21 protein-coding genes are annotated in these 23123 nt (G+C 63.1%); 7 read left to right on the plus strand and 14 right to left on the minus strand.

Annotated features, from left to right (window positions below; genetic code table 11):
- Window positions 1–120 precede the first annotated feature (120 nt).
- Both FJ951_RS18835 and FJ951_RS18840 read left to right on the plus strand, forming a co-directional pair.
- The gene (locus tag FJ951_RS18835; protein ID WP_140516632.1) at window positions 121–1077 is read left to right on the plus strand and encodes an aminotransferase class IV; all 957 of its coding nucleotides are present in this window, start codon (window positions 121–123) and stop codon (window positions 1075–1077) included.
- A 135-nt stretch (window positions 1078–1212) separates the two neighbouring features.
- Entirely contained in the window at window positions 1213–2052 is an 840-nt protein-coding gene (locus tag FJ951_RS18840; protein ID WP_140495160.1) for an SDR family oxidoreductase, read from the plus strand.
- A 48-nt stretch (window positions 2053–2100) separates the two neighbouring features.
- Here the strand turns inward: FJ951_RS18840 and FJ951_RS18845 are convergent, their stop codons facing one another.
- Complete coding sequence (locus FJ951_RS18845) at window positions 2101–2727, minus strand: MOSC domain-containing protein (protein WP_140516634.1); 627 nt, start codon at window positions 2725–2727, stop codon at window positions 2101–2103.
- 180 nt (window positions 2728–2907) lie between these two features.
- Between FJ951_RS18845 and FJ951_RS18850 the strand changes: the two genes are divergently transcribed.
- Window positions 2908–3474, plus strand: coding sequence for an isoprenylcysteine carboxylmethyltransferase family protein (locus FJ951_RS18850; RefSeq protein ID WP_140516636.1), 567 nt, complete (start codon window positions 2908–2910; stop codon window positions 3472–3474).
- Between the two features lie 15 nt (window positions 3475–3489).
- Here FJ951_RS18850 and FJ951_RS18855 read toward each other — a convergent pair whose 3' ends face one another.
- The 4 genes from FJ951_RS18855 to FJ951_RS18870 form a co-directional block, all read right to left on the minus strand.
- A complete protein-coding gene (locus tag FJ951_RS18855) occupies window positions 3490–4611 on the minus strand; it encodes a beta-ketoacyl-ACP synthase III (protein WP_140516638.1) in 1122 nt (373 codons plus the stop codon).
- 221 nt (window positions 4612–4832) lie between these two features.
- Window positions 4833–5615, minus strand: a complete 783-nt coding sequence (tam, locus tag FJ951_RS18860; protein WP_140516640.1) for a trans-aconitate 2-methyltransferase — start codon at window positions 5613–5615, stop codon at window positions 4833–4835.
- 114 nt (window positions 5616–5729) lie between these two features.
- Window positions 5730–7379, minus strand: a complete 1650-nt coding sequence (gene ettA, locus FJ951_RS18865) for an energy-dependent translational throttle protein EttA (protein WP_140516642.1) — start codon at window positions 7377–7379, stop codon at window positions 5730–5732.
- A 174-nt stretch (window positions 7380–7553) separates the two neighbouring features.
- Entirely contained in the window at window positions 7554–8561 is a 1008-nt protein-coding gene (locus tag FJ951_RS18870; RefSeq protein ID WP_140516644.1) for a ribonuclease, read from the minus strand.
- 187 nt (window positions 8562–8748) lie between these two features.
- Here FJ951_RS18870 and FJ951_RS18875 point away from each other — a divergent pair, with 187 nt between their 5' ends.
- The 3 genes from FJ951_RS18875 to FJ951_RS18885 all read left to right on the plus strand — a co-directional run bounded on the left by FJ951_RS18875 (window position 8749) and on the right by FJ951_RS18885 (window position 12580).
- A complete protein-coding gene (locus tag FJ951_RS18875) occupies window positions 8749–9681 on the plus strand; it encodes an alpha/beta hydrolase (RefSeq protein ID WP_140516646.1) in 933 nt (310 codons plus the stop codon).
- 80 nt (window positions 9682–9761) lie between these two features.
- On the plus strand, window positions 9762–10934 hold the full coding sequence (locus FJ951_RS18880; RefSeq protein WP_140516648.1) for a CaiB/BaiF CoA-transferase family protein: 1173 nt from the start codon (window positions 9762–9764) through the stop codon (window positions 10932–10934).
- A complete protein-coding gene (locus FJ951_RS18885; RefSeq protein WP_140516650.1) occupies window positions 10931–12580 on the plus strand; it encodes a thiamine pyrophosphate-binding protein in 1650 nt (549 codons plus the stop codon). Before FJ951_RS18880 ends, FJ951_RS18885 begins: the two co-directional genes overlap by 4 nt.
- A gap of 87 nt (window positions 12581–12667) precedes the next feature.
- Here FJ951_RS18885 and FJ951_RS18890 read toward each other — a convergent pair whose 3' ends face one another.
- From FJ951_RS18890 to FJ951_RS18915, 5 genes are all read right to left on the minus strand, one after another.
- On the minus strand, window positions 12668–13126 hold the full coding sequence (locus tag FJ951_RS18890) for a CHRD domain-containing protein (protein ID WP_140516652.1): 459 nt from the start codon (window positions 13124–13126) through the stop codon (window positions 12668–12670).
- A gap of 184 nt (window positions 13127–13310) precedes the next feature.
- Window positions 13311–14282: an ABC transporter substrate-binding protein gene (locus FJ951_RS18895; RefSeq protein ID WP_140516654.1), complete on the minus strand. Its 972-nt coding sequence runs from the start codon at window positions 14280–14282 to the stop codon at window positions 13311–13313.
- Between the two features lie 38 nt (window positions 14283–14320).
- Complete coding sequence (locus FJ951_RS18900; RefSeq protein ID WP_140516656.1) at window positions 14321–15475, minus strand: ABC transporter permease; 1155 nt, start codon at window positions 15473–15475, stop codon at window positions 14321–14323.
- Complete coding sequence (locus FJ951_RS18905) at window positions 15472–16350, minus strand: ABC transporter permease (RefSeq protein WP_140516658.1); 879 nt, start codon at window positions 16348–16350, stop codon at window positions 15472–15474. The genes FJ951_RS18900 and FJ951_RS18905 overlap by 4 nt, the downstream gene beginning before the upstream one ends.
- Window positions 16351–16717: 367 nt before the next feature.
- Window positions 16718–17509 (minus strand): ABC transporter ATP-binding protein, encoded by a 792-nt coding sequence (locus FJ951_RS18915; protein WP_140516662.1) that lies wholly within the window; start codon window positions 17507–17509, stop codon window positions 16718–16720.
- A 130-nt stretch (window positions 17510–17639) separates the two neighbouring features.
- Here FJ951_RS18915 and FJ951_RS18920 point away from each other — a divergent pair, with 130 nt between their 5' ends.
- Window positions 17640–18044 (plus strand): cupin domain-containing protein, encoded by a 405-nt coding sequence (locus FJ951_RS18920; protein ID WP_140495129.1) that lies wholly within the window; start codon window positions 17640–17642, stop codon window positions 18042–18044.
- 328 nt (window positions 18045–18372) lie between these two features.
- Here the strand turns inward: FJ951_RS18920 and hydA are convergent, their stop codons facing one another.
- The 4 genes from hydA to FJ951_RS18945 all read right to left on the minus strand — a co-directional run bounded on the left by hydA (window position 18373) and on the right by FJ951_RS18945 (window position 23021).
- Window positions 18373–19824, minus strand: a complete 1452-nt coding sequence (gene hydA, locus FJ951_RS18930; RefSeq protein WP_140495127.1) for a dihydropyrimidinase — start codon at window positions 19822–19824, stop codon at window positions 18373–18375.
- 64 nt (window positions 19825–19888) lie between these two features.
- Window positions 19889–21139: a Zn-dependent hydrolase gene (locus tag FJ951_RS18935; RefSeq protein WP_140495126.1), complete on the minus strand. Its 1251-nt coding sequence runs from the start codon at window positions 21137–21139 to the stop codon at window positions 19889–19891.
- Window positions 21140–21580 (minus strand): endonuclease domain-containing protein, encoded by a 441-nt coding sequence (locus FJ951_RS18940; protein WP_140495124.1) that lies wholly within the window; start codon window positions 21578–21580, stop codon window positions 21140–21142.
- 112 nt (window positions 21581–21692) lie between these two features.
- Window positions 21693–23021: an aspartate aminotransferase family protein gene (locus tag FJ951_RS18945; RefSeq protein ID WP_140495122.1), complete on the minus strand. Its 1329-nt coding sequence runs from the start codon at window positions 23019–23021 to the stop codon at window positions 21693–21695.
- Window positions 23022–23123: the final 102 nt, after the last annotated feature.

The raw sequence follows: 23123 nt of genomic DNA on the forward strand, positions 1-23123 counted from the left end.
GTCCGGCACGGCGCTCGGTAGCATGGCTGGCAGCTTTTCACTTCGAGGACGAACGACGCCGGATGACTGGCTCTATGCCCTCTGCCTGACACCGATAGCCTGTGATGCAAGGAGGTGCCGATGAGCCAGACCGCACAGGATACACGGCCGCTGCCTGTGGTGAGCGACCGCCACGTCGACCCGCATGCTTATCCCGACGGCATCGCCTTCCTCGACGGCCAGTACCTGCCGATGTCGCAGGCCAAGATCTCGGTGCTGGATTGGGGATTCCTGCATTCCGATGCCACTTACGACACGGTGCATGTCTGGAACGGCTGCTTCTTCCGGCTTGACCTGCATCTCGACCGCTTCTTCGGCGGACTGGAGAAATTGCGCATGACGATCCCGTTCGACCGCGATGGCGTGACGGAGATCCTGCACAATTGCGTGGCACTGTCGGGACACAGCGCCGCCTATGTCGAAATGCTGTGCACGCGCGGCGCTTCCCCTACTTTCAGCCGCGATCCGCGCCAGGCGATCAACCGCTTCATGGCGTTTGCCGTGCCGTTCGGCTCGGTCGCCAATCCCGAGCAGTTACAGCGCGGCCTCAATGTCGCCATCAGCGACAAGGTGCGCATTCCGCCGGCCTCGATCGACTCGGCGATCAAGAACTACCACTGGCTCGACCTGGTGCGCGGCCTTTACGATGCCTATGACCGCGGCGCCGAGACAGCGCTCATTCTCGACTTCAACGGCAATGTCGCCGAAGGTCCGGGCTTCAACGTCTTCTGTATCAAGGACAACAAGCTCTCGACGCCGGCGATCGGCGTGCTACCCGGCATAACCCGCCGCACTGTCTTCGATCTCTGTGCGCTGGAAGGCCTCTTCGCCACCCCGGCGGACGTCAGTGTCGCGGCATTGCGCGAGGCCGACGAGGTCTTCATCACCTCTACCGCAGGCGGCATCATGCCGGTCACGATGATCGACGGCAGCCCAGTCGCGGACGGCAGGCCCGGCGCGATTACCGGCCGACTGATGGCGCTCTATTGGGACAAGCATAAGGATCCGGCCTGGTCGAGCGCTGTACGCTACCCCTGACCGGTCGCCGCTCCCGTCCAAATAATTCCGCCACCGCCTCTGGAAAGTCGCGGGACGCACCGTATATGGCACAAAGCGGAGAGGCCTCCACTTATCTCTGAAAAAATTCCAGCTTGCACGGGCAAGGACTTCATCATGACAAACAAGGTTTGGTTCATCACCGGATCGTCGAAAGGTTTTGGCCGGGTCTGGGCCGAGGCCGCGCTCGCTCGCGGCGACCGCGTCGCGGCAACCGCCCGCGATGCCGGCACACTCGCCGATCTCGTCGAGAAGTATGGCGACAACATCGCGGCGATAAAGCTCGACGTCACCGACAAGAAAGCCGTCGATGCCGCAATCACCGGGGCGCACAAGCGCTTTGGCCGGCTCGACGTCGTCGTCAACAATGCCGGCTATGGCCATTTCGGCGCCATCGAGGAGGTCAGCGAGCAGGAAGCCCGCGACCAGATCGAAACCAATGTGTTCGGCGCGCTGTGGGTCACCCAGGCCGCCTTGCCGATCATGCGTGCGCAGCGCTCCGGCCACATCATCCAGATCTCTTCGATCGGCGGCGTCAATGCCTTCGCCTCGCTTGGCCTCTACCACGCCTCGAAATGGGCGCTGGAAGCTTTCAGCCAGTCGCTGAGCCTCGAGGTCGCCGAGTTCGGCATCCATGTCACGCTGGTCGAGCCCGGCGGCTTCTCCACCGACTGGGCCGGTCCGTCTGCAAAGGTCTCGAAAGCGCTTGACGCCTATGCGCCCGTCCGCGCCGCCATGGCGGAGCGCCGCAGCCGCGCGGTGGCCGGCGATCCCGAGGCCACCGGACCGGCGATGCTGGCCATCGTCGACGCGGCCGAGCCGCCTCTCAGGGTATTCTTCGGCGACGGCGGGCTGCCGATGATCAAACAGGAATACGCCAACCGCATCGCCACCTGGGAAAAGTGGGACCATGTCTCCGTCATGGCGCAAGGCGCCAACAAGAACCGCAAGGCCTAGTCAGATCACTCAGCCCACGCCGTTTCGAGCGGCGGCGAGGCTGCCTCGTCAGGCGCGATAAATCCACTGCTCGGGCACCCGCACGGAGATTTCCTCGCCGGACCTGACGATTCCGGACTTCTCGACCCAGGCGACAAGGCCCCGCAGCCGCTTGGCGACTTTCGGGAAGAGCAGCGCGGTGGCGTCGCGGTCCGCCGCCCGGACATGCTCGGAGATCGACTGTCCGGCGACGCGGCATGGCTTGTTCTGGGCATCGATCTTGACCGTCACGCCGCCCTTGAAGAACAGCAGCGAGCCGGATGGCAGCATCGAAAGATGCGGTATCCCTTCGATCAGCAAATTGGCGCCGATCCACTCAGGCTTGATCTCCTTGAGGCCCATGCGTTCGGCGACCAGCGCGAGTTCGTCCGCCGACACCAGCGACAATTGTCTCTCGTTGCGCATCTCGGTGCCGCGCTGATACCAGGGTTCGCGCCCGCCGGAGCGTCGCGTTATCCCGGCATGAAAATCGCCCGCTATGCCGTCGAAGCCCAACTGCAATTCCTCGACCGCCTTGGTTTCGAAATGGTCGAACGGAGCGGCATAGAGCGCCGCCGCTCTTGCCGCCAGCTTGCGGCCCGGCACGATGTCGACCGTCAGGTCCGCCGGAAAAAGGTCGAGGTTGGTTTCCTGCATCAGTCTCGTCTAGAGGCCCTCCGCAATGCGGTCCAGTCGAAAGCGCTGATGATCCGATCACGCCGTTTGATGCCGATCACGACTTTCTTACCGGAAACGCCGTTGCCGTCCTCAGCGCACCGCATTGCCGCCGCGCCGCGGGCATAGACGATGGCGCCAGATCGGGAGGAGGTTCGGGTCATGCAGGTGGGACACGCCGTTGCCGCGCTCTGGTTGTTCTGGCTGGTATCGTGGATCCTTGCCGCATCATGGGCCGATCCCGTGCGCAAGCGGGCGGATTTCAGGGCGGAGGCGCGATATCGGGTTCTCTGGCTCGCCGGTACCGTCCTGCTGTTCGTCCCGGCGCACGGCTATGTGGGTCGGCTTCGGCTCTGGACACTGACGCTCACCCAAGCCTGGATTTGCATCGCCTTGATCGCCATCGGCATCGGCTTTGCATGGTGGGCCCGCCTGCATCTCGGCCGGCTGTGGTCCAGCACGGTAACGGCCAAGGCCGATCATCGCATCATCGACACCGGCCCTTACGCGCTTGTCCGTCATCCGATCTATACCGGCCTGCTGCTTTCGGTCCTCGCCACCATGGCCGTCAAGGGCACGGTATGGGGCGTCGCGGGCGCCGCCCTGCTGCTTGTCGGGATCGTCATCAAGGCGAGGCTGGAGGAAAGTTTCCTGCGCGGCGAGCTTGGGCCCGCCTATGACGATTACGCGCGCCGCGTGCCGATGCTCGTTCCCTTTTCGCCGGCCTGAAGCGGCAAGCGCGTCCTACAGCATCCGCAGCAGCGCGCCGCCGATCGAATACCCCGCGCCGAAAGCGCAGATCAGCCCGAAGTCGCCCGCCTTCATGTCGGCATGGTTCTCCGACAGCGCAACGATGGCGCCGGCGCCCGCCGTGTTGCCGAGACGCTCCAGCACCATGGGCGCGCGGTCATGATCGACCTCGTGGCCGAATGAGAGTTTCAGGATCATGGCGTTCATGCGCGCATTGGCCTGGTGCAGCCAGAAGCGTCGCACCGCCTGCGGCGTCAGGCCGTGCTCGGCCAGGAACTCCACGATGAATTTGTGCCCGGCGACGGTGACTTCCTTGAACACCTTGTTGCCGACCTGCTTGATCAGATTGCCCTCCAGATCGATCCTGTAGGGATCGTCCTGTGCGGTGCGGGTGTGGTAGCCGAGATTGGTGCGGATGTTGTTCGACATCTGCGTCCAGATGCGCGTGTCGAGCACTTCGAAACGTCCCGGCCGTTTCTCGCCGAGTGCCAGCCCTTCGACCACCATCGACACCGAGGCGTCGCCGAAGATGAAATGCGTCTGCCGGTCGCGGAAATTGAGATGGCCGGTGATGATCTCGGGCGTCGTCACCAGGATGCGCTTGTGGGCGCCCGCACGCACGAGATTGACCGCCATGTGCAATGCTGCCGCGGCAGAGGAACAGCCGAGCCCCATGTCGAAGCCCGCCCCCCTGGTGCCCAGGGCCTGCTGCATCTCGATGGCGATCGCAGGATAGGGCCGCTGGTGGTGCGAGGCCGAGCAGATCACTAGGTCGATATCGGAGGGCAGCAACCCGGCATGGTCAAGCGCCTTGCGGGCCGAAGCGATGCCGAACTCGGCCTCCAGCGACAGCGCATCGTCCGGCCGTGCGGGAATGCGCGGCGCCATACGGGTCGGGTCGAGTATGCCTTCGCGCTCGATCACATGACGGCTGCGCACGCCCGAGGCGTGGACGATGAAGTCGCTGTCCGATTTCTGCAGCAGCGGCTGGTCCGTGCCCGACCGGCGCGCGTTTTCCGTGTCGACCCAGCTGTTGAAACTGGCGACCAGTTCCTCATTGCTGATCTCTGGCTCGGGGATTTCGACGCCGATACCGCTGATGATGACGCGATGCATGTCCAGTCCGTCCCATCCGCAGGCGTTCAGGGGCTTTGATGTGGGCGTAAGGGAGGCCCGGCGCAACCCTTGTCGCATTGAGCCGGTTTATGCCAGCTTAAACCGGTTCCCACGTCCCCCCACCATGCGCACAGTTTGGTGTTAGTCTGTGAGTTGTTCCAGCATGCGCCGTCGTCGCGGCTGCACACGAACTGCCCCGGCTCCTCATCGACGTTGGTCGTTCAAGCCCGCTTGGCGACAATGAAAATGCGCGGGAAACGCAACAGCACCTTGCCATTTGCGGTCTTCTCATAGGCCTTGGCGATCTTGGCCGTGTAGCTTTCGAGGAACAGCATCTTCTCGTCCGCATCGAGCGGGTCGACAAAAGGCTTCAAGCCCGTCGACTTCACCCATTCCACGATCGCCCCGGCGTCGGCCAGCGGATGGTTATAGACCGTGTGCCAGATGTCGAGCCGGTCCGAGAGCGGCGACAACAGATCATAATAGAACGACACCGGCGGCAGCGGCGCGCGCGCCGCGCCCTTCATCTTCGCGGCAAACGGCATTTCGGCGGCGGTCTCGCGCATCAGCCTGTGGGAATCCTCGCCCATATTGTCTGGCATCTGCACGGCGAGCGCGCCGCCGGGCGCAAGAAACCCCATCAGCCGCTGGAAGACATCAGGATGTTCCGGCAGCCACTGGAACACGGCATTGGCGAAGATCACATGGACCGGTTGAGCCGGCGCCCATGTCGAGGCATCGGCAAGGTCGAAGCTGACATTGGGCAGGCGTGCCCTAGCCTTCTCGATCATGTCGGGAGACGTGTCGAAGCCGCTCACCTGCGCATCCGGCCAGCGCTCGACCAGAAGCTCGGTCGAGTTGCCCGGCCCGCAGCCTATGTCGACAACCCTGTGTGGAAAATCGACGGGCACCTGAGCCACCAGGTCTCGCGCCGGACGCGTGCGCTCGTCCTCGAACTTCAAATATTGGGCGGCGGACCAATCGGGCTTTGCTGGGCTGTTCAACGGTACACCTCGCGGCGGTTGCCACCTTCCATGACCGGCGCGACAAGCCGGCTATCCCAATTGGGTGACGATCCCGTCGTCGCCGACCCGGAACCGCCACCGCAATAACGGCCCTTACCGCGTCAGCCTCTTATGCGTCATGCGGTGCGGGGCCGCCGCCTCCGCGCCCAGGCGGCGAAGCTTGTCCTTCTCATACTCCTCGAAATTGCCTTCGAACCATTCGACATGCGCGTCGCCCTCGAAGGCGAGCATGTGGGTCGCCATGCGATCGAGGAACATGCGGTCGTGGCTGATGATGACAGCGCAGCCGGCATAGGCTTCCAGCGCGTCTTCGAGCGCGCTCAGCGTCTCGGTGTCGAGGTCGTTGGTCGGTTCGTCGAGCAAAAGCACATTGCCGCCGCCTTTGAGCATCTTGGCCAGATGCACGCGGTTGCGTTGGCCGCCCGAAAGGTTGCCGACCTTCTGCTGCTGATCGCCGCCACGGAAGTTGAAGGACGAGCAATAGGCGCGGCTGTTGACCTCGTGCTTGCCAAGCTTGATGACTTCGGCGCCACCGGAGATTTCTTCCCACACCGTCTTGTTCGAGTCCAGCGCGTCACGGCTCTGGTCGACATAGCCGAGCTTGACCGTCTCGCCGATGCGGATCGACCCCGCATCAGGCTTTTCCTGGCCAGTGAAGGTCTTGAACAGCGTCGTCTTGCCGGCGCCGTTCGGGCCGATGACGCCGACAATGCCGCCCGGCGGCAGCCTGAACGACAGGTCCTCGATCAAAAGCTCATCGCCGAAGCCCTTGGTGAGCCCTTCAACCTCGATGACGACATTGCCGAGGCGCTCGCCCGACGGAATGACGATCTGCGTGTCGGTCGGCTTGCGATTCTGCGACTGCTCGACCAGTTCCTCATAGGCCTTGATACGGGCCTTGGACTTGGTCTGGCGCGCCTTCGGCGAGGATTGGATCCACTCACGCTCGCGCCAGATCGACTTCTGGCGGGCGTCGTCCTCGCGGCCTTCCTGGATCAGGCGTTTGGCCTTGGCGTCGAGATATTTGGTGTAGTTGCCCTCGTAAGGGATGCCACGGCCGCGATCGAGCTCGAGGATCCATCCCGTGACGTTGTCGAGGAAGTAGCGGTCGTGGGTGATGATCAGCACCGAGCCCGGATAGTCGCGCAGGTGCTTTTCCAGCCACGCCGTGGTCTCGGCGTCGAGATGGTTGGTCGGCTCGTCGAGCAAAAGCAGGTCGGGCTGTTCCAGGAGCAGCCGGCACAGCGCCACGCGGCGGCGCTCGCCGCCCGACAGATTGGTCACCTCGGAATCGGCCGGCGGGCACTGCAGCGCGTCCATCGCCATCTCGACCTGCTGCTCGAGGTCCCAAAGGTTGAGCCGATCCATCTCGTCCTGGAGCTTGGCCGACTCGTCTGCCGTCTCGTCGGAATAGTTCATCATCAATTCGTTGTAGCGCTCGATGATGGCGGTCTTCCTGCCGACGCCGTCCATGACGTTTTCACGCACGGTCTTGCTGTTGTCGAGCTGCGGCTCCTGCGCCAGGTAGCCGACCGTGGCGCCTTCGGCCAGCCACGCCTCGCCCTGGAACTCCTTGTCGAGCCCGGCCATGATGCGCAGGATGGTCGACTTACCCGAACCGTTAGGACCGAGAATGCCGATCTTGGCGTCCGGGTAGAAGGACAGATGAACGTTATCGAGCACCTTCTTGGTGCCGTAGGCCTTTGACAGGCCTGACATGTGATAGATGAACTGGCGTGCCACGCGCGCTTTCCCTGAAAAACTGACTGATTTGTCGATCTGAATGGAGGTTGGCCGCTATGTAGGCGATGCGGAGCCGAACGGCAATCGCTTTCGCCGCATCGAACCGATCACAGGCCGCACAACAACGGGCGTTGGCGCCCCGGCCTGCCTGCCGGCTGGAATGAAGCTCAGGACCTACTGGAACCCGATTGCGTCGACGGTTCCGGTCGGGCAACCGGCCTTGTTGGTCGGCACCGAGGCCAGCAGCAGGTCCTTGAGCGAGCTGTTTGGGCCGATCGGACCGGCAAGGCCAAGCGTCAACTCTCCGATCAGCCGCCGGCCGCTCGACGGATCGATGACGCAGGAGACGCGCACGCGATCGCCGGCGCCGGCGCCAAAGGCCTGGTCGAAGGCGCCGCGGATCTGATCCGCCGTCAGCTTGCCGCCGATGTTCTTGGCGAAGAGATCGCGCACCGCTGAGCCGTTCACCGCACGCATCAGGCTGAGTGCGTCGGAAAAGTACTCCTGCTGGTTCTTGCCGTAGCAGGTGCCGTGCTTGATCCATTCATGCCGCTCCAACTGCGAAGCAGTGCCCGGCATCACCTTGTCGAGTTCCGTGCGCGTGCCGGCGTCCAAATTGACAGGCGGAAGATCCTTCCAGTGCGCCGGACTGTCGTTGGCCTTGTCGCTGGCCGGTACCTGGCAATAGAAGTTCCCGTTCGGCTGCGGCCACAGGCCGTGCAAGGTGAAGTTGCTGGCATCGAATTCATTCGGGTTTTGTGCCTTGCATTCGCTCTTGCTGGACTTGGTCTCGCAAAAAGCCGGCTGCCAGCTCAGCGCGAAGACATATTCGGGTTTTCCTGACGCCGCAGGCTTGCCCTGCCCGCCGGGGGTCGCCGGCAGCGTTGCTGCGCTGCTGCCGGAGAGATGTCCGCAACTGACCTTCACCCAGCGCCGATCCGGATCTGCGCCCGGCACCAGGATGAGATAGTGCGTCGGCGCATCCTTGTTGCCCGCCAGCAGTTGATAGCTCTGTCCGGCATCAGTCGAGACATTGCCGGGATTCTTGCCGTTCTTGATGGCTTGCGTCGCCGGACAGGAGGCGTCGGCAACGAAGGTGCCACTCATCCTGACGTCGGCATGGGCCGCACCCGTTAACGATGCCGCCAACATGGCCAATCCGAAAACAACAGCAATGCGCATGGGGAATCCCTGGATGAAAAAGGTGGGCGACAGACTGAAGCTGTGTCCATGTCAGAATTGCGATATTCCACCGGCCAGATGCAAGAAACATCATCGCGAGAAATCCGGAATGGCGGATTGACGCTGAACCGGCCCCGGCGCAAACAAGGCCGGCGCCACCGAGGCGGGCCAGGGTGGAAATCACTGAATGTCATTCAGCCAGCAGCGCATGGTCCGTTCGCCGACCGGCGCCGACCTCAATCTTCTGGTCCGGCAGGCCGACGGCCATCCGCGCGCCGTCATCCAGATCAATCACGGTCTGGCAGAACATGCGGCGCGCTATGATCGTTTTGCCGATTTCCTGGGCGCGCGCGGCTTTAGCGTCTATGTTCACGATCATCGCGGCCATGGCGCAACGAAGGCGCCCGACGCACCGCTGGGCAGGTTCGCGCATGAGGACGGCCCCGCCAAGGTCATCGCCGATGTCGGCGCCATCCATGATCTCATCGCCGGGGAGCAGCCGGGCCTGCCCGTCATCCTGTTCGGCCATTCGATGGGCGCGTCCGTGGCGCTGAACTTTCTCCTGGCCCATTCGAACCGCGTTCACGCCGCCGCCATCTGGAATGGCAATTTTTCAGCTGGCCTGCTCGGGCAGGTGGCGCTCGGCATCCTTGCATGGGAAAGGATGCGGCTCGGCTCGGACGTCCCATCGCGCCTGCTGCCGAAGCTCACCTTCCAGGCCTGGGGCAAGGCGGTGCCCAACCACCGGACCTTGTTCGACTGGCTGTCACGCGACGGGGCCGAGGTCGACAAATACATCGCCGACCCGCTATGCGGCTGGGACGCCTCGGTGTCGATGTGGCGCGATGTCGTCCAGATGGCGCTCAATGGCGGCAGGGACGCAGCTTTTGCCGGCGTTCGGCGCGACCTGTCCCTCAGCGTCGTGGGGGGCGAAAAAGACCCTGCCTCGGATTATGGCAAAGGGATCATCCAGCTTGCCGGACGCATGCGCAAAATGGGCTTTTCGAATCTCGTTTCAAAGGTTTACAGCGAGACCCGCCACGAAAGCCTGAACGAGGTGAATCGCGACATCGTCATGGACGATTTCGCGGCATGGGCCGAGACGATCCTGACGCGATGAAGCGTTGGCCCATTGCAAGAGCCGTGACAGCGGCAATCTCTGTTGATAGAGGCTTCGGTTCCGACCAATTCTGGTGATTTATGGCTGAGCCCCCGCTGAAAGGCGTCCGCGTCGTCGAACTCGCCCGCATCCTTGCCGGGCCCTGGGCCGGGCAGTTGCTTGCCGATCTCGGCGCCGACGTCATCAAGGTCGAAAGCCCGGACGGCGGCGACGACACCCGCAAATGGGGCCCGCCCTTCGTCATGGGCAAGGATGGCGAGAACCTGTCGGCCGCCTATTACCATTCCTGCAATCGCGGCAAGCGCTCCATCGCCATCGATTTTTCGACACCGGAGGGCGCCGAAACCGTGCGCCGGCTGGTGGCAACGTCTGACGTGCTGATCGAAAACTTCAAGCTTGGCGGTTTGAAGAAATACGGACTCGACTATGACAGCCTGCGCAAGATCAATCCGCGCCTCGTTTATTGCTCGATCACCGGATTCGGCCAGGACGGTCCGTACGCGCCGCGCGCCGGCTACGATTTCATCATCCAGGGCATGGCCGGCATGATGTCGATCACCGGCGAGGCGGGACGCGAGCCGCAGAAGGCCGGCGTCGCCATCTCCGACATCTTCACTGGCCTCTATTCCGTCATCGCCATCCAGGCGGCCCTTCGCCACGCCGAAAAAACCGGCGAAGGCCAGCACATCGACATGGCATTGTTCGACACCCAGATCTCGGCGCTCGGCAATCAGAACCTCAACTATCTCGTCTCCGGCAAGTCGCCTGTGCAGATGGGCAACGCGCATATGAACATCGCGCCCTACGAGGTGCTGCCGGTCCGGGACGGTCACATCATCCTGGCGGTCGGCAATGACGGCCAGTTCGCCAGGTTCTGCGCGGTGGTCGGGCTGGACGAATTGCCCGGCAATCCCGATTTCGCCACCAATCCGGCCCGCGTCGCCAACCGGGCGGCGCTACGCGAGCGGATCGTCGAGGCGCTGAAGACCAAGGATCGCGACCCGCTGCTGGCCAAGCTGGAAGCGGCCAGCGTGCCGGCGAGCCCGATCAACACGATCGGACAGATGTTCGCCGACCCGCAGGCGATCGCGCGCGGCATGCGGCTCGATCTCGACGACGGCCATGGCAATCTTCTGCCCTCGGTTCGCGCACCGATGATCATGTCCGAAACACCGCTCGTCTATGAGCGCCCCTCGCCCCGCCTGGGCGAACATACTGACGAAATCCTTGCCGAACTGGAGAGAGCAAAATGAAAACCGGCGGACAATTGATCGTCGACGCGCTCGAGGCCAACGGCACCGACCGTATCTTCTGCGTGCCAGGCGAATCCTACCTCGCGGTGCTCGACGCGCTGCACGATTCGGCGATCCGCACCATCGTCTGCCGCCAGGAGGGTGGCGCCGCCATGATGGCCGACTGCCAAGGCCGCCTGACCGGCAAACCCGGTATCTGCTTCGTCACCCGCGGCCCCGGCGCCACCAATGCCTCCGCCGGCATCCATATCGCCATGCAGGATTCAGTTCCCGTGATCCTGTTCATCGGCCAGGTCGCCAGCCACGCCAAGCAGCGCGAGGCCTTCCAGGAAGTGGACTATGTCAGGTTCTTTGGCGACATCGCAAAATGGGTGGTAGAGATCGACGATGCGTCGCGTATTCCCGAATTCGTCACCCGCGCCTTTGCCGTGGCGACCTCCGGACGCCCAGGTCCCGTCGTCATCTCGCTGCCGGAAGACATGCTGACCAGTGTCGTCGATGTACCGGCCGCGATCGCCTACACCCCGGTCGAGACCAGCCCCGCCGAAGCCGAACTCGACCGGCTCGAGGCGCTGCTCAATGCCGCCAAACGACCGATCGCGATCCTGGGCGGCACACGTTGGGATTTCCAGGCTGTTCAGGAAATCACCCGCATCGCCGAGGCGTGGTCGCTACCGGTCGGCTGCTCCTTCCGCCGCCAGATGCTGTTCGATCATCTGCACCCGAACTATGCCGGCGATGTCGGCATCGGCATCAACCCGAAGCTGGCGACAGCAATCAAGCAGGCCGATCTGGTGCTGCTGATCGGCGGCCGCATGGGCGAGATGCCGTCCTCGGACTATACGCTGCTGAAGAGCCCCTACCCTGACCAGACGCTGGTCCATGTCCACCCCGATGCCGGCGAACTAGGCCGCGTCTACCGTCCAACGCTTGCGATCAACGCCTCGCCCGCCGCCTTCGTGCGCGCCTTCGCCAACCGGAAGGGACCGGCATCGCCGGGCTGGGCGGCGGAGACGGCAAAGCTCCATGCCGCTTATCTCGACTGGTCGACCCCACCGGAAAGCGGTCCGGGCGCCGTCCAGATGGGGCTGATCATGACCTATCTCGAAACGGTGCTGCCCGACGATGCCATCCTGACCAACGGCGCCGGCAACTACGCCACGTGGGTGCACCGCTTCCATCGCTTCCGCCGCTTTGCCACACAGGGCGCGCCGACCTCAGGCTCGATGGGTTACGGAACGCCGGCGGCGGTAGCGGCCAAGGCGCTTTATCCGGATCGCACCGTAGTCGCTTTCGCCGGCGACGGCTGCTTCCTGATGAACGGGCAGGAATTCGCCACCGCCGTACAATACGGGTTGCCGATCATCGTCATCGTCGTCAATAATGGCATCTACGGCACCATCCGCATGCACCAGGAGCGTGAATACCCCGGGCGGGTGGTGGCCACGGACCTCAAGAATCCGGACTTCGCCGCCCTGGCGCGTGCCTATGGTGGCCATGGCGAAACGGTGGAGAAAACCGCCGACTTCGCCCCTGCCTTCGAGCGTGCTCGCGCCAGCGGCAAGCCGGCAATCGTCGAAATCCGGCTCGATCCGGAGGCAATCACCCCGACCCGAACGATGACGCAAATAAGAGACAAGGCCTGAAAGTCGGTTTCCGGCAGTAGAAAGGGCGGCGCTGTCCCGCAAAGCTTTCGCAAGCAAATACGGGCGCGCGCCCCGAGCGACGTCGCGTTACATCGACGCCGCCGCCTTTTCGATCTGACCGCGGATCTCGCCGTCCTTGTTGGCCGCGGTGTGGATGTTGACGTAATATTTGCCGGCCTCCAGATCGGTCACCTGCGTATCGGTCAATGTCGCCGATCCCTTGATCGGGCTCTTGAGTTTTTTGAACGGGATTACGGGGTCCGCATTTTCCCCCTTCGCGGCCGGGCCATGAATATGTGCGGCCGTCGCCGGCCCGCTGAGGCCGGAGTATTTGACGTTCCAACTGAGTTTCTTCTTGGCGGTGTCAAAGGTGAATGTGGCGGTTCCCTTGCCCTTGGTGGTGACGGGTGGGCTCTGCTGGCTGCCATCGAGCGTCGCCTTGAACTTCATCATGTCGGCCAGGGCCGGCGACGCGAACAGGAAAGCGGTCGAAATGGCCAGCGCCGAAAGCGTCGGCAAGACGGTCTGTACGGTCTGTGTGCGCATGAAGAACCTCCGATTGGCTGTAGCATCCGCCGTGGCTCCCCGCACGCGCATGCCTCCGACGCAACGCTCGGCCGCCCCAATGTATCCAGGCACACGCTTTTGTGATTTGGCCGCATGAAAAAGGGGCGGTCGCCCGCCCCTCCAACATCGTCCATCAAGCCCCGTCACGAGGCCGCTTTGAGGCCTACTTGATCGCCTTGTCGGTGATCGCGGTGGTATAGGCGCCCTTCGGCTCCTTGGTGATGATCTTCTGGTCGAGCAACGCCTTGGCGGTACGCTCATAGGTCGCTGGGTCGAGCTTGCCGTCGGCATTGTCGATGAGCTTGGCGACTTCGCTCATCATACGCTTCTGGTGGTTCTCGTCCTGGCCGCCACCGTCCATGACGATCTCGGCCGCTTCGTCATTGTTGTCGACGGCGTATTTCCAACCCTTCATCGAGGCGCGCACGAAACGCACCATCTTGTCCTCGAAGGCCGGATCCTTGAGCTTATCCTCCGAGGCATAAAGCCCGTCCTCGAGCAGGTCGTTGCCCATCGCCGAGTAGTTGAACACGGTGAGCTGCTCCGGCTTGTAGCCGGCGTCGATCAGCTGCCAAAATTCATTGTAGGTCATGACCGAGATGCAATCCGCCTGCTTCTGAATCAGCGGCTGCACGTCAAAGCTCTGCTTGAGAACGGTGACACCATCCGGGCCGCCATCGGTCTTGAGGCCAAGCTTGTTCATCCAGGCGTAGAACGGATATTCGTTGCCGAAGAACCAGACGCCGAGCGTGTGGCCCTTGAAGTCGGCTTCGGTCTTGATCGGGCCGTCTTTCGGACAGACCAGTTCCATGCCGGCCTTCTTGAACGGCTGGGCGATGTTGACCAGCGGCACGCCCTTTTCGCGGGCTGCCAGCGCCCCGCCCATCCAGTCGACGATAACATCGGCGCCGCCGCCGGCGATCACCTGCTCGGGCGCAATGTCGGGACCGCCCGGCTTGATGTCGACGTCGAGACCCTCGGCCTCGTAGAAGCCCTTCGCCTTGGCGACGTAATAGCCGGCAAACTGGGCCTGCGTGACCCATTTCAGCTGCAACGTCACCTTGTCGGCGGCCATTGCCTGGAACGCGGCCAGCGACATCGCGCCGGCCAGTACAGGAACAATCAGTCTTTTCATTTTTTTCCCTCTGGAGTTAGTGCCCAAACCCACCGCCCCTATCCACCACGGACAGAGGGATGCCAAAACGTGACGGCTCTTTCGACAAGAGCGACCACACCATAAAAGACCGAACCCGCAAGGGCTGCAACTGCGATTTCGGCCCAGACCATGTCGATGTTCATCCGTCCGACTTCGGTCGAGATGCGGAAGCCCATGCCGACGACGGGCGTGCCGAAGAACTCGGCGACGATGGCGCCGATCAGCGCCAGCGTCGAGTTGATCTTCAGCGCGTTGAAGATGAAGGGAGCGGCGGCCGGCAGCCTGAGCTTGATAAGCGTCGGCCAGTAGCCCGACGCATAGGTGCGCATCAGGTCGCGCTCCATATGGCCGGACGCGGCCAGACCGGCGACGGTGTTCACCAGCATCGGGAAGAAGGTCATGATGATGACGACAGCCGCCTTGGACTGCCAGTCGAAGCCGAACCACATCACCATGATCGGCGCCACGCCGATGATCGGCAGCGCCGAGACCATGTTGCCGATGGGCAGCAGGCCGCGCCGCAGAAACGGCACCCGGTCGGCGAGAATGGCCGTGACAAAGCCGGCGCCGCTGCCCACGATATAGCCGAAGATAACAGCCTTGAAGATGGTCTGCCGGACATCGGCGCCAAGGATCGGCAGCGAACTGGCGATGCGCGCGCCGATGGCGCTCGGCGGCGGCAACAGGATGAACGAGATGCCGGCGCCACGCGTCACCGCTTCCCAGATGATCAGGATCCAGGCGCCGAAGATGGCGGGGATGATCAGGCGCAGCGCCGTGCGCATCCAGCTTGCGGTGGGGTGCAGTCCCGATAGCACCGCGACGCAGCGCCAGCCAAGCAGCCAGGCGGCCGTGAGCAGCACGAAATACGGCGCCAGTGCCGTGCCTTCGAAACCAGCGATACCTGAGATCAGCAGCCAGGCGACGAGGTGGGCGCCGACGAACAGTACGACCGCTTCCACAAAGCGCGAAATCCTGATCATCGAGACCAGGGCCGTCAGCATGGCAAGGCCAAACATCAGGCCCTTCGTTCCGAGATAGGGATAGTTGGCGCTGGTTGTCGGGTCCGCTAGCGCCGCCGCTTCCGGCTTCGACATGGCGCCGAGTGCGACCGCCATCAGGCACAGCACGATGGCCAGCACAGCCTGCCAGGAAGGCTTCAGCCGGTTCATGCCGGCCTCCCGCCCATGGCGCGGTCGACGAGGCGCCCGGCAATGCCGACCACCATGACCAGCAGCGCGGCCACGATCGAGCCCGCGACAAGCGCCGACCAGATGTCGATGGACTGGCTGTAATAGGCGCCAGCGAGCAGCTTGGCGCCGATGCCGGCGACGGCGCCCGTCGGCAGTTCGCCGACAATGGCGCCGACCAGACTGGCCGCCACCGCCACCTTCATCGAGGTGAACAGGAACGGCACCGAGGCCGGCACGCGCAGCTTCCAGAAGGTCTGTGCACGGCTGGCATTGTAGGTGTGCATCAGGTCGAGATGCATGATCTCGGGCGAGCGCAGGCCTTTCACCATGCCAACCGTCACCGGGAAGAACGACAGATAGGTCGAAATCATCGCCTTCGGGATCAGGCCGGTGATGCCGATCGCCGCCAGCACCACGATGATCATCGGCGCCACCGCCAGGATCGGGATGGTCTGCGAGGCGATGATCCATGGCATCAGGCTGCGGTCGAGCGTCGCCACATGTACGATGCCCACCGCGATGATGATGCCGAGCGCCGTGCCGAAGGCAAAGCCCAGCAGCGTCGAGGACAGCGTCACCCAGGCATTGTAGACCAGGCTGCGGTTCGAAGTGACGTTGCGCAGGAACGTGTTCTCGAAAAAGTTCACCGCCACCTGGTGCGGCGCCGGCAGCGTCGGCTTCGGCTGCGAGAGCGTCTTGCCGATGAACTCGACGGTGCCGGGCGTTTCGTTGGCACGTTGGTCGAGATCGCGCTGGAACGGCGTGTTGAGTATGACGGCGAAGACATACCAGAGTACGACCATGCCGGCGAGGATGGAGGTTACCGGGATGACCTTTGAGCGGAAGGTGTCCATCTAGCGCCGCCCTTCTCCTCTCCCCACCGGGGAGAGGGTGGCCGGAGCGAAGCGGAGGTCGGGGGCCCTTGCCTTCGTCATCCTAGGGCGAAGCAAGGAGCGAAGCGACGCGGCGCAGACCCTAGAATCCATGCCGTTACCTCTCCGCTCCGCGACCATTCGGAATATGGCTCCCTCCGCGCCGCTTAGCCTGCCGAATATTCTCGACTGTTTGCGCCTTTCGGCAGGCGTCACGGCATGGATCCTAGGGTCTACGTATGCCGCTTCGCGGCTACTCCGCCCTAGAATGACGAAGGCGTAGGTGGCCGCTCCTTCGTGAGGTGGAGGCGCCTTTCGGGGCGCTGCCGCGAGTCCATCCTGCCCCCGCTCAATCATCATAGCTGTGCCCTGCCCTTAAGCCGTCTCGCACCCGTGCGGCGATCGCCAGGAACTCCGGCGTCTCGCGGATGTCGAGTGGCCGCTCCTTCGGCAGCGTCGATTCGATGACGTCGCTGACGCGGCCCGGGCGCGGCGACATGACGACGATGCGCGTCGATAAATACACCGCCTCGGGAATGGAGTGCGTGACGAAGCAGATGGTCTTGTTGGTGCGCGCCCACAATTGCAGCAATTGCTCGTTGAGATGGTCGCGCACGATCTCGTCCAGCGCGCCGAACGGCTCGTCCATCAACAGAAGGTCGGCATCGAAGGCGAGCGCGCGAGCGATCGAGGCGCGCTGCTGCATGCCGCCGGAAAGCTGCCAAGGATACTTCTTCTCGAAGCCGGAAAGGTTGACGAGATCGAGCGTGCGCCTGATCCGCTCTCCCTGCTCCGCCCCGGACAGACCCATGATCTCCAGCGGCAGCGCGACGTTGCGCTCGATGGTGCGCCAGGGAAACAGGGCGGCGGCCTGGAAGACATAGCCGTAGGCGCGTTTCTCGCGCGCCTGTTCTGCTGTCATGCCGTTGACCGAAATGGTCCCCGAGGTCGGCTTCTCAAGATCGGCGATGACCCGCAGCAAGGTCGTCTTGCCGCAGCCCGACGGCCCGATGAAGGAAACGAACTCACCCTTGCCGATGGTCAGGTCGACATTGGACAGCGCCTGTACCGGCCCGTCATTGGTCTGGAAGGTCAGGCCAAGCTTGCTTGCCGCGACGACGGCTGGCGAAATCCCCGTCATCGGCCGCGGCCTGCCTGTTCCTGCCCCTTTAGTGCCGGCCCGATTCCGATTGCTTTTATCGCGATGTTGTTTTCCACTCGCCCAGTCCCATTGGTCTTGTTCCACTCATTCGACGCCCGGAGTTTCCCCGATGTCGCCTCAACCCACTTGCCATCTTATCCGCCCTGAAAGCTCTTATGAAGGCAAGCAGGGATTGACCTATTTCGCCGGTATCGCCACCGAGTCGGTCGGCTCATCTGGTATCTGCATGCATGTGCTCACCATGCCGCCCGGCGCCCGCGCTAAGGCGCATCTGCATGAGAACCATGAAACGGCGATCTACGTGCTCTCCGGCGAGGTCCATACCTGGTACGGCGACCGGCTTGAGAACCACATCGTCGCCAAAGCCGGCGACCTCTTCTACATTCCGGCCGGCGTGCCGCATCTGCCCGCCAATCTGAGTGGGGCCCCGTCTTCGGCCGTCATTGCCCGCACCGATCCCAAAGAGCAGGAAAGCGTCGTCCTGCTGCCGGAACTGGATGCATTGGTCGCCTGAAGCCGGCCTTGCGGGGCTAGGCGCCCATCGGCCAATTGCTTGAGGTTTGCGCTGCCCCTCATCGCCCTGCCGGGCACTTCTCCCCGTATAGGGACGAGGAGAAGGACGATTTCGCGAAGGATTTCGCCAATTTCCAGCGTTGCCGGAAAGGGCGCCAAGATTGCGTTCAGTTCCCTTCTCCCCGTCCCTATACGGGGAGAAGGCGCCGGCAGGCGGATGAGGGGCAGCACCAACTTCGGCAATCATCGGCACCGGGAAACTTCCCCGCAGACGGTGCCCTCCTTGTCGGCGATCATCAGTTTCTTGGCGCTTTTCGAGCTGCGCAAACTCAAACCCCAGTCGCCGGAATGCCTGTCCGCTCCACCTTGCGCGGCGCGGTGATCTCCTTCCAGGTCGACAGTGCCCGGTTGACCGCCGCGTTCGGCTCGCGGCCGACGAACTGGCCATGGCCAGGCTTGGCCTTCACCTCGGTCTCCTCGATCGACAATTCGCCACGCGAGAAGACATAGCGCGGCAGGCCTGTCACTTCGACGCCTTCGAAGACATTGTAGTCGATGACCGACTGCTGCTTCTTCGAAGAAATGATCTTCTTGCGCTTGGGATCCCACACGATGATGTCGGCATCCGCGCCTTCGACAATGGCGCCCTTTTTCGGGTACATGTTGAGGATCTTGGCTATGTTGGTCGAGGTTACGGCGACGAATTCGTTCATCGTCAGCCGCCCGGTGTTGACGCCCCTGGTCCACAGCACCGGCATGCGATCCTCGAGGCCGCCCGTGCCGTTCGGGATCTTGGTGAAATTGCCGACGCCGAAGCGCTTCTGGTCCGTGGTGAAGGCGCAGTGGTCGGTCGCCACCACCTGCAACGATCCCGCCTGCAGGCCGGCCCACAGCGAATCCTGGTGTAATTTGTTGCGGAAGGGCGGGCTCATCACGCGGCGCGCCGCATGGTCCCAGTCCTTGTCGAAATACTCACTCTCGTCCAGCGTCAGGTGCTGGATCAGTGGCTCGCCGAACACCCGCATGCCTTTCTGACGCGCCCGGCGGATGGCCTCGTGCGCCTGCTCGCAGGAAACATGCACGACGTAGAGCGGCACGCCGGCCATGTCGGCGATCATTATGGCGCGGTTGGTCGCCTCGCCTTCCACTTCCGGCGGGCGCGAATAGGCGTGCCCCTCCGGGCCATTGTTGCCGGCGGCAAGCAGCTTCTGCGAGAGCGCCGCGACCACGTCGCCATTCTCGGCATGCACCAGCGGCAGCGCGCCGAGCTCGGCGCAGCGCTGGAACGACGCATACATCTCGTCGTCGTCCACCATCAGCGCGCCCTTGTAGGCCATGAAATGCTTGAACGAGGTGATGCCCTTGTCGACGACGGTGGCCATCTCGTCGAACACCTGCTTGCCCCACCAGGTGATCGCCATGTGGAAGGAATAATCGCAGGACGCCTTCGAGGTCTTGTTGTCCCACATCTGCAAGGCCTCGAGCAGCGACTGCTGCGGCGACGGCAGGCAGAAATCGACCACCATCGTCGTGCCGCCGGCTAGTGCCGCGCGCGTGCCGGACTCGAAATCGTCGGCCGAATAGGTGCCCATGAACGGCATTTCGAGATGAGTATGCGGATCGATACCACCTGGCATGACATAACAGCCGGTGGCGTCGAACTCATGGTCGCCGTGTAGGTCCGAGCCAATGGCGACGATCTTGCCGTGCTGCATCAGCACGTCGGCCTTCCATGTGCGGTCGGCGGTAACGATGGTGCCGTTTCTGATGACTTTGGTCATTTTTCTCGTTCCCTTGTTCCTTCGCGCTTCTTGCGAGCAGCGTTTGGAAATCCAGCTTTCCAGCTTACTCCACGATGACCGCTGTCTCCACCACGGCATGGAACAGCACGTCGGCTCCTGCCGCCGCCCATTCCTTGGAGATCTCCTCGGCCTCGTTGTGGCTGAGACCGTCGACGCAGGGGCACATCACCATGGCGGTCGGCGCGACGCGGTTGATCCAGCAGGCGTCGTGGCCCGCGCCCGAGACGATGTTGCGGTGCGTGTAGCCGAGCCGGTCGGCGGCATCACGGATCGCCTTGACGCAGCCCTTGTCAAAGGTGACCGGATCGAAATGGCCGACCTGCTCGATCTTGTACTGGATGTCGAGCGCCTCGCATATCGTGTCGATGCCTTCGCGGATGCGCCCATCCATGGCGTCGAGCACTTCCTTCTCCGGCGAGCGGATGTCGATGGTGAAGACCGTGCGCCCGGCGATGATGTTGCGCGAGTTCGGATAGACTTCCATGTGGCCGACCGCGCCGACGGCGTCCGGCTGGTAGTCCATGGCAATCTCGTGCACCAGTTCGATCACGCGCGCCATGCCGAGCCCGGCATTGCGGCGCTTGGGCATCGGCGTCGAGCCGGTATGCGCCTCCTTGCCGGTCAGCGTCACCTGCAGCCATTTCAGCCCCTGTCCATGGGTGACGACGCCGATGTCGATGCCTTCGTCCTCGAGGATAGGCCCTTGCTCGATATGCAGTTCGAAAAAGGCGTGGATCTTGCGATCGCCGACCTTCTCCGTGCCCTTCCAGCCGATGCGCTCCAGTTCCTCGCCGAATTTCTTGCCGTTCTTGTCCGTATGCTCGTAGACGTCGGCCTGGTCGAGCACACCGGCGAATACGCCGGACGCCATCATCGCCGGGGCAAAGCGCGAGCCTTCCTCGTTGGTCCAGTTCGTGACCACGATCGGATGTTTGGTCTTGATGCCGAGATCATTGAGCGAGCGCACGACTTCCAAGCCGCCGAGCACGCCGAGCACGCCGTCATACTTGCCGCCGGTCGGCTGCGTGTCGAGATGGCTGCCGACATAGACCGGCGGCAGGCTGGGGTCGGCGCCTTCGCGCCTGGCAAACATGGTGCCCATCTCGTCGATGCCCATTTCGAGCCCGGCGGCATCGCACCAGCGCTTGAACAGATGCCGGCCCTCGCCGTCCTCGTCGGTCACGGTCTGGCGATTGTTGCCACCGGCAATGCCGGGGCCGATCTTCGCCATCTCCATGATAGAATCCCACAAACGGTCTGAATTGATTCGCAGATTCTCGCCGGGTGCGGCCATTCAAAACCTCTCCAATTGCGTGGCGTTCCCCTCCCCCTTGAGGGGAGGGTGGCCGCGAAGCGGTCGGGTGGGGTCGCCGGACATGCGCTCGACCTTCCCTTTGACCACCTGCGCAACATGCCAAGGGTTGTTTATGACATCGGGCTCATCGACGCGAAAGACATCAAAGCCGAGCGAGCGCAGATAGGCATCACGAACGGCATCATGCCGCTTGCCCTTCTCGTGTTCGTGCAGATCGCCATCAACTTCAACGATCAGCTTCACGGCGAGGCAGGCAAAGTCAACGATATAAGGCCCGATCGGACACTGACGACGAAACTTGATGCCGGCCGATTTCAGCTCGCGCAGTTCATACCAGAGCAAGGATTCACCCCTGGTTGCGTGAACTCGAAGCGCGCGCGCCTTTTGGCGCATTTCGTAGCTCACGCGAGTGCGGGGCATCAACGGCAGCCTCGCGGCAACAGATCAGGTCGGCACCCCGTCGCACCGACCCCACCCGACCGCTTCGCGGCCACCCTCCCCTCGAGGGGGAGGGATATCCGCGCCCAGTTCTTCAATCGATCGACCTCAGTACCTCACGCACATGATCGATCAGTTCGTTGATCTGGCCCTTGGTGATGATCAGCGGCGGCGACAGCGCGATGATGTCGCCGGTAGTGCGGATCAGCGCGCCGCGCTCGAACGCCTTGACGAAGGCCGAGAAGGCACGCTTGGTCGGCTGCCCGGCGATCGGCGCCAGCTCGATCGCACCGATCAGGCCGATGTTCCTGATATCGATGACATGCGGCTCGCCCTTCAGCGAATGCAGCGCGTCTTCCCAATAGGGCGCCAGTTCCTCGCCGCGTGTGAGCAGGCCCTCTTCCTTGTAGGTGTCGAGCGTGCCGAGCGCCGCGGCGCAGGCGATCGGATTGCCGGAATAGGTGTAGCCGTGGAAGAACTCGATCATGTGCTCGGGGCCGGTCATGAAGGCGTCGTGGATTTCCTTCTTCACGAACACCGCGCCCATCGGGATGACGCCGTTGGAGACGCCCTTGGCGGTGGTCATGATATCAGGCGTGACGCCGAAATAATCGGCCGCGAACGGCGCGCCAAGACGGCCGAAACCGGTGATGACCTCGTCGAAGATCAACAGAATGCCGTGCTTGGTGCAGATTTCGCGCAGCTTCTGCAAATAGCCCTTGGGTGGCAGGATGACGCCGGTGGAGCCAGCGACCGGCTCGACGATGACGGCCGCGATGGTCGAGGCGTCATGGAGCGCAACGATGCGCTCCAGCTCGTTGGCAAGCTCCGCGCCATGTTCCGGCACGCCCTTGGAGAAGGCGTTCTTCTCCGGCAGGTGGGTGTGCGGCATATGGTCGACGCCGCCGAGCAGCGTGCCGAACATCTTGCGGTTGGTGACGATGCCGCCGACCGAGATGCCCCCGAAATTGACGCCGTGATAGCCGCGCTCGCGTCCGATCAGACGGGTGCGCGAGCCCTCGCCCTTCACGCGGTGATAGGCGATCGCCATCTTCAATGCGGTCTCGACCGATTCCGAACCGGAATTGGTGAAGAACACGTGATCCATGCCCTTCGGCGCGACGTCGACCAGGCGGTTGGCCAGTTCGAACACGATCGGGTGGCCCATCTGGAAGGCCGGAGCGTAGTCGAGCTCGGCGGCCTGCTGCTGGATCGCCTCGGTGATCTTGGGCCGGCAATGGCCGGCATTGACGCACCAGAGGCCGGCGGTGCCGTCCAGCACCTTGCGGCCATCGCTGGTCGTGTAGTGCATGTCCTTGGCGGACACGAACATGCGCGGCGCCTGCTTGAACTGCCGGTTTGCCGTGAACGGCATCCAGAATGCACTGAGATCGTTCGGCGTGACTTTCAGCCGGTTGGACATGACCAAGACTTCCCCTTGTAACCTGTTTCGGTACGTCCAACGCTTGGTCTTTGCCGCGCTTTCGTGCTACGCAAATTTTTGACCGATTGGACAAACGTTAGC

The sequence above is a fragment of the Mesorhizobium sp. B2-2-3 genome, from assembly GCF_006442405.1.
Taxonomy (GTDB): domain Bacteria; phylum Pseudomonadota; class Alphaproteobacteria; order Rhizobiales; family Rhizobiaceae; genus Mesorhizobium.

Coding starts and splice junctions, on each gene's coding strand:
- FJ951_RS18880 (WP_140516648.1), top strand. CDS start 9,762: ATGGCTGAGCCCCCGCTGAAAGGCGTCCGCGTCGTCGAACTCGCCCGC.
- FJ951_RS18845 (WP_140516634.1), bottom strand. CDS start 2,727: ATGCAGGAAACCAACCTCGACCTTTTTCCGGCGGACCTGACGGTCGAC.
- FJ951_RS18875 (WP_140516646.1), top strand. CDS start 8,749: ATGTCATTCAGCCAGCAGCGCATGGTCCGTTCGCCGACCGGCGCCGAC.
- FJ951_RS18940 (WP_140495124.1), bottom strand. CDS start 21,580: ATGCCCCGCACTCGCGTGAGCTACGAAATGCGCCAAAAGGCGCGCGCG.
- FJ951_RS18870 (WP_140516644.1), bottom strand. CDS start 8,561: ATGCGCATTGCTGTTGTTTTCGGATTGGCCATGTTGGCGGCATCGTTA.
- FJ951_RS18850 (WP_140516636.1), top strand. CDS start 2,908: ATGCAGGTGGGACACGCCGTTGCCGCGCTCTGGTTGTTCTGGCTGGTA.
- FJ951_RS18935 (WP_140495126.1), bottom strand. CDS start 21,139: ATGGCCGCACCCGGCGAGAATCTGCGAATCAATTCAGACCGTTTGTGG.
- FJ951_RS18840 (WP_140495160.1), top strand. CDS start 1,213: ATGACAAACAAGGTTTGGTTCATCACCGGATCGTCGAAAGGTTTTGGC.
- FJ951_RS18835 (WP_140516632.1), top strand. CDS start 121: ATGAGCCAGACCGCACAGGATACACGGCCGCTGCCTGTGGTGAGCGAC.
- FJ951_RS18855 (WP_140516638.1), bottom strand. CDS start 4,611: ATGCATCGCGTCATCATCAGCGGTATCGGCGTCGAAATCCCCGAGCCA.
- FJ951_RS18890 (WP_140516652.1), bottom strand. CDS start 13,126: ATGCGCACACAGACCGTACAGACCGTCTTGCCGACGCTTTCGGCGCTG.
- FJ951_RS18915 (WP_140516662.1), bottom strand. CDS start 17,509: ATGACGGGGATTTCGCCAGCCGTCGTCGCGGCAAGCAAGCTTGGCCTG.
- FJ951_RS18900 (WP_140516656.1), bottom strand. CDS start 15,475: ATGAACCGGCTGAAGCCTTCCTGGCAGGCTGTGCTGGCCATCGTGCTG.
- FJ951_RS18905 (WP_140516658.1), bottom strand. CDS start 16,350: ATGGACACCTTCCGCTCAAAGGTCATCCCGGTAACCTCCATCCTCGCC.
- FJ951_RS18920 (WP_140495129.1), top strand. CDS start 17,640: ATGTCGCCTCAACCCACTTGCCATCTTATCCGCCCTGAAAGCTCTTAT.
- hydA (WP_140495127.1), bottom strand. CDS start 19,824: ATGACCAAAGTCATCAGAAACGGCACCATCGTTACCGCCGACCGCACA.
- FJ951_RS18885 (WP_140516650.1), top strand. CDS start 10,931: ATGAAAACCGGCGGACAATTGATCGTCGACGCGCTCGAGGCCAACGGC.
- FJ951_RS18895 (WP_140516654.1), bottom strand. CDS start 14,282: ATGAAAAGACTGATTGTTCCTGTACTGGCCGGCGCGATGTCGCTGGCC.
- FJ951_RS18945 (WP_140495122.1), bottom strand. CDS start 23,021: ATGTCCAACCGGCTGAAAGTCACGCCGAACGATCTCAGTGCATTCTGG.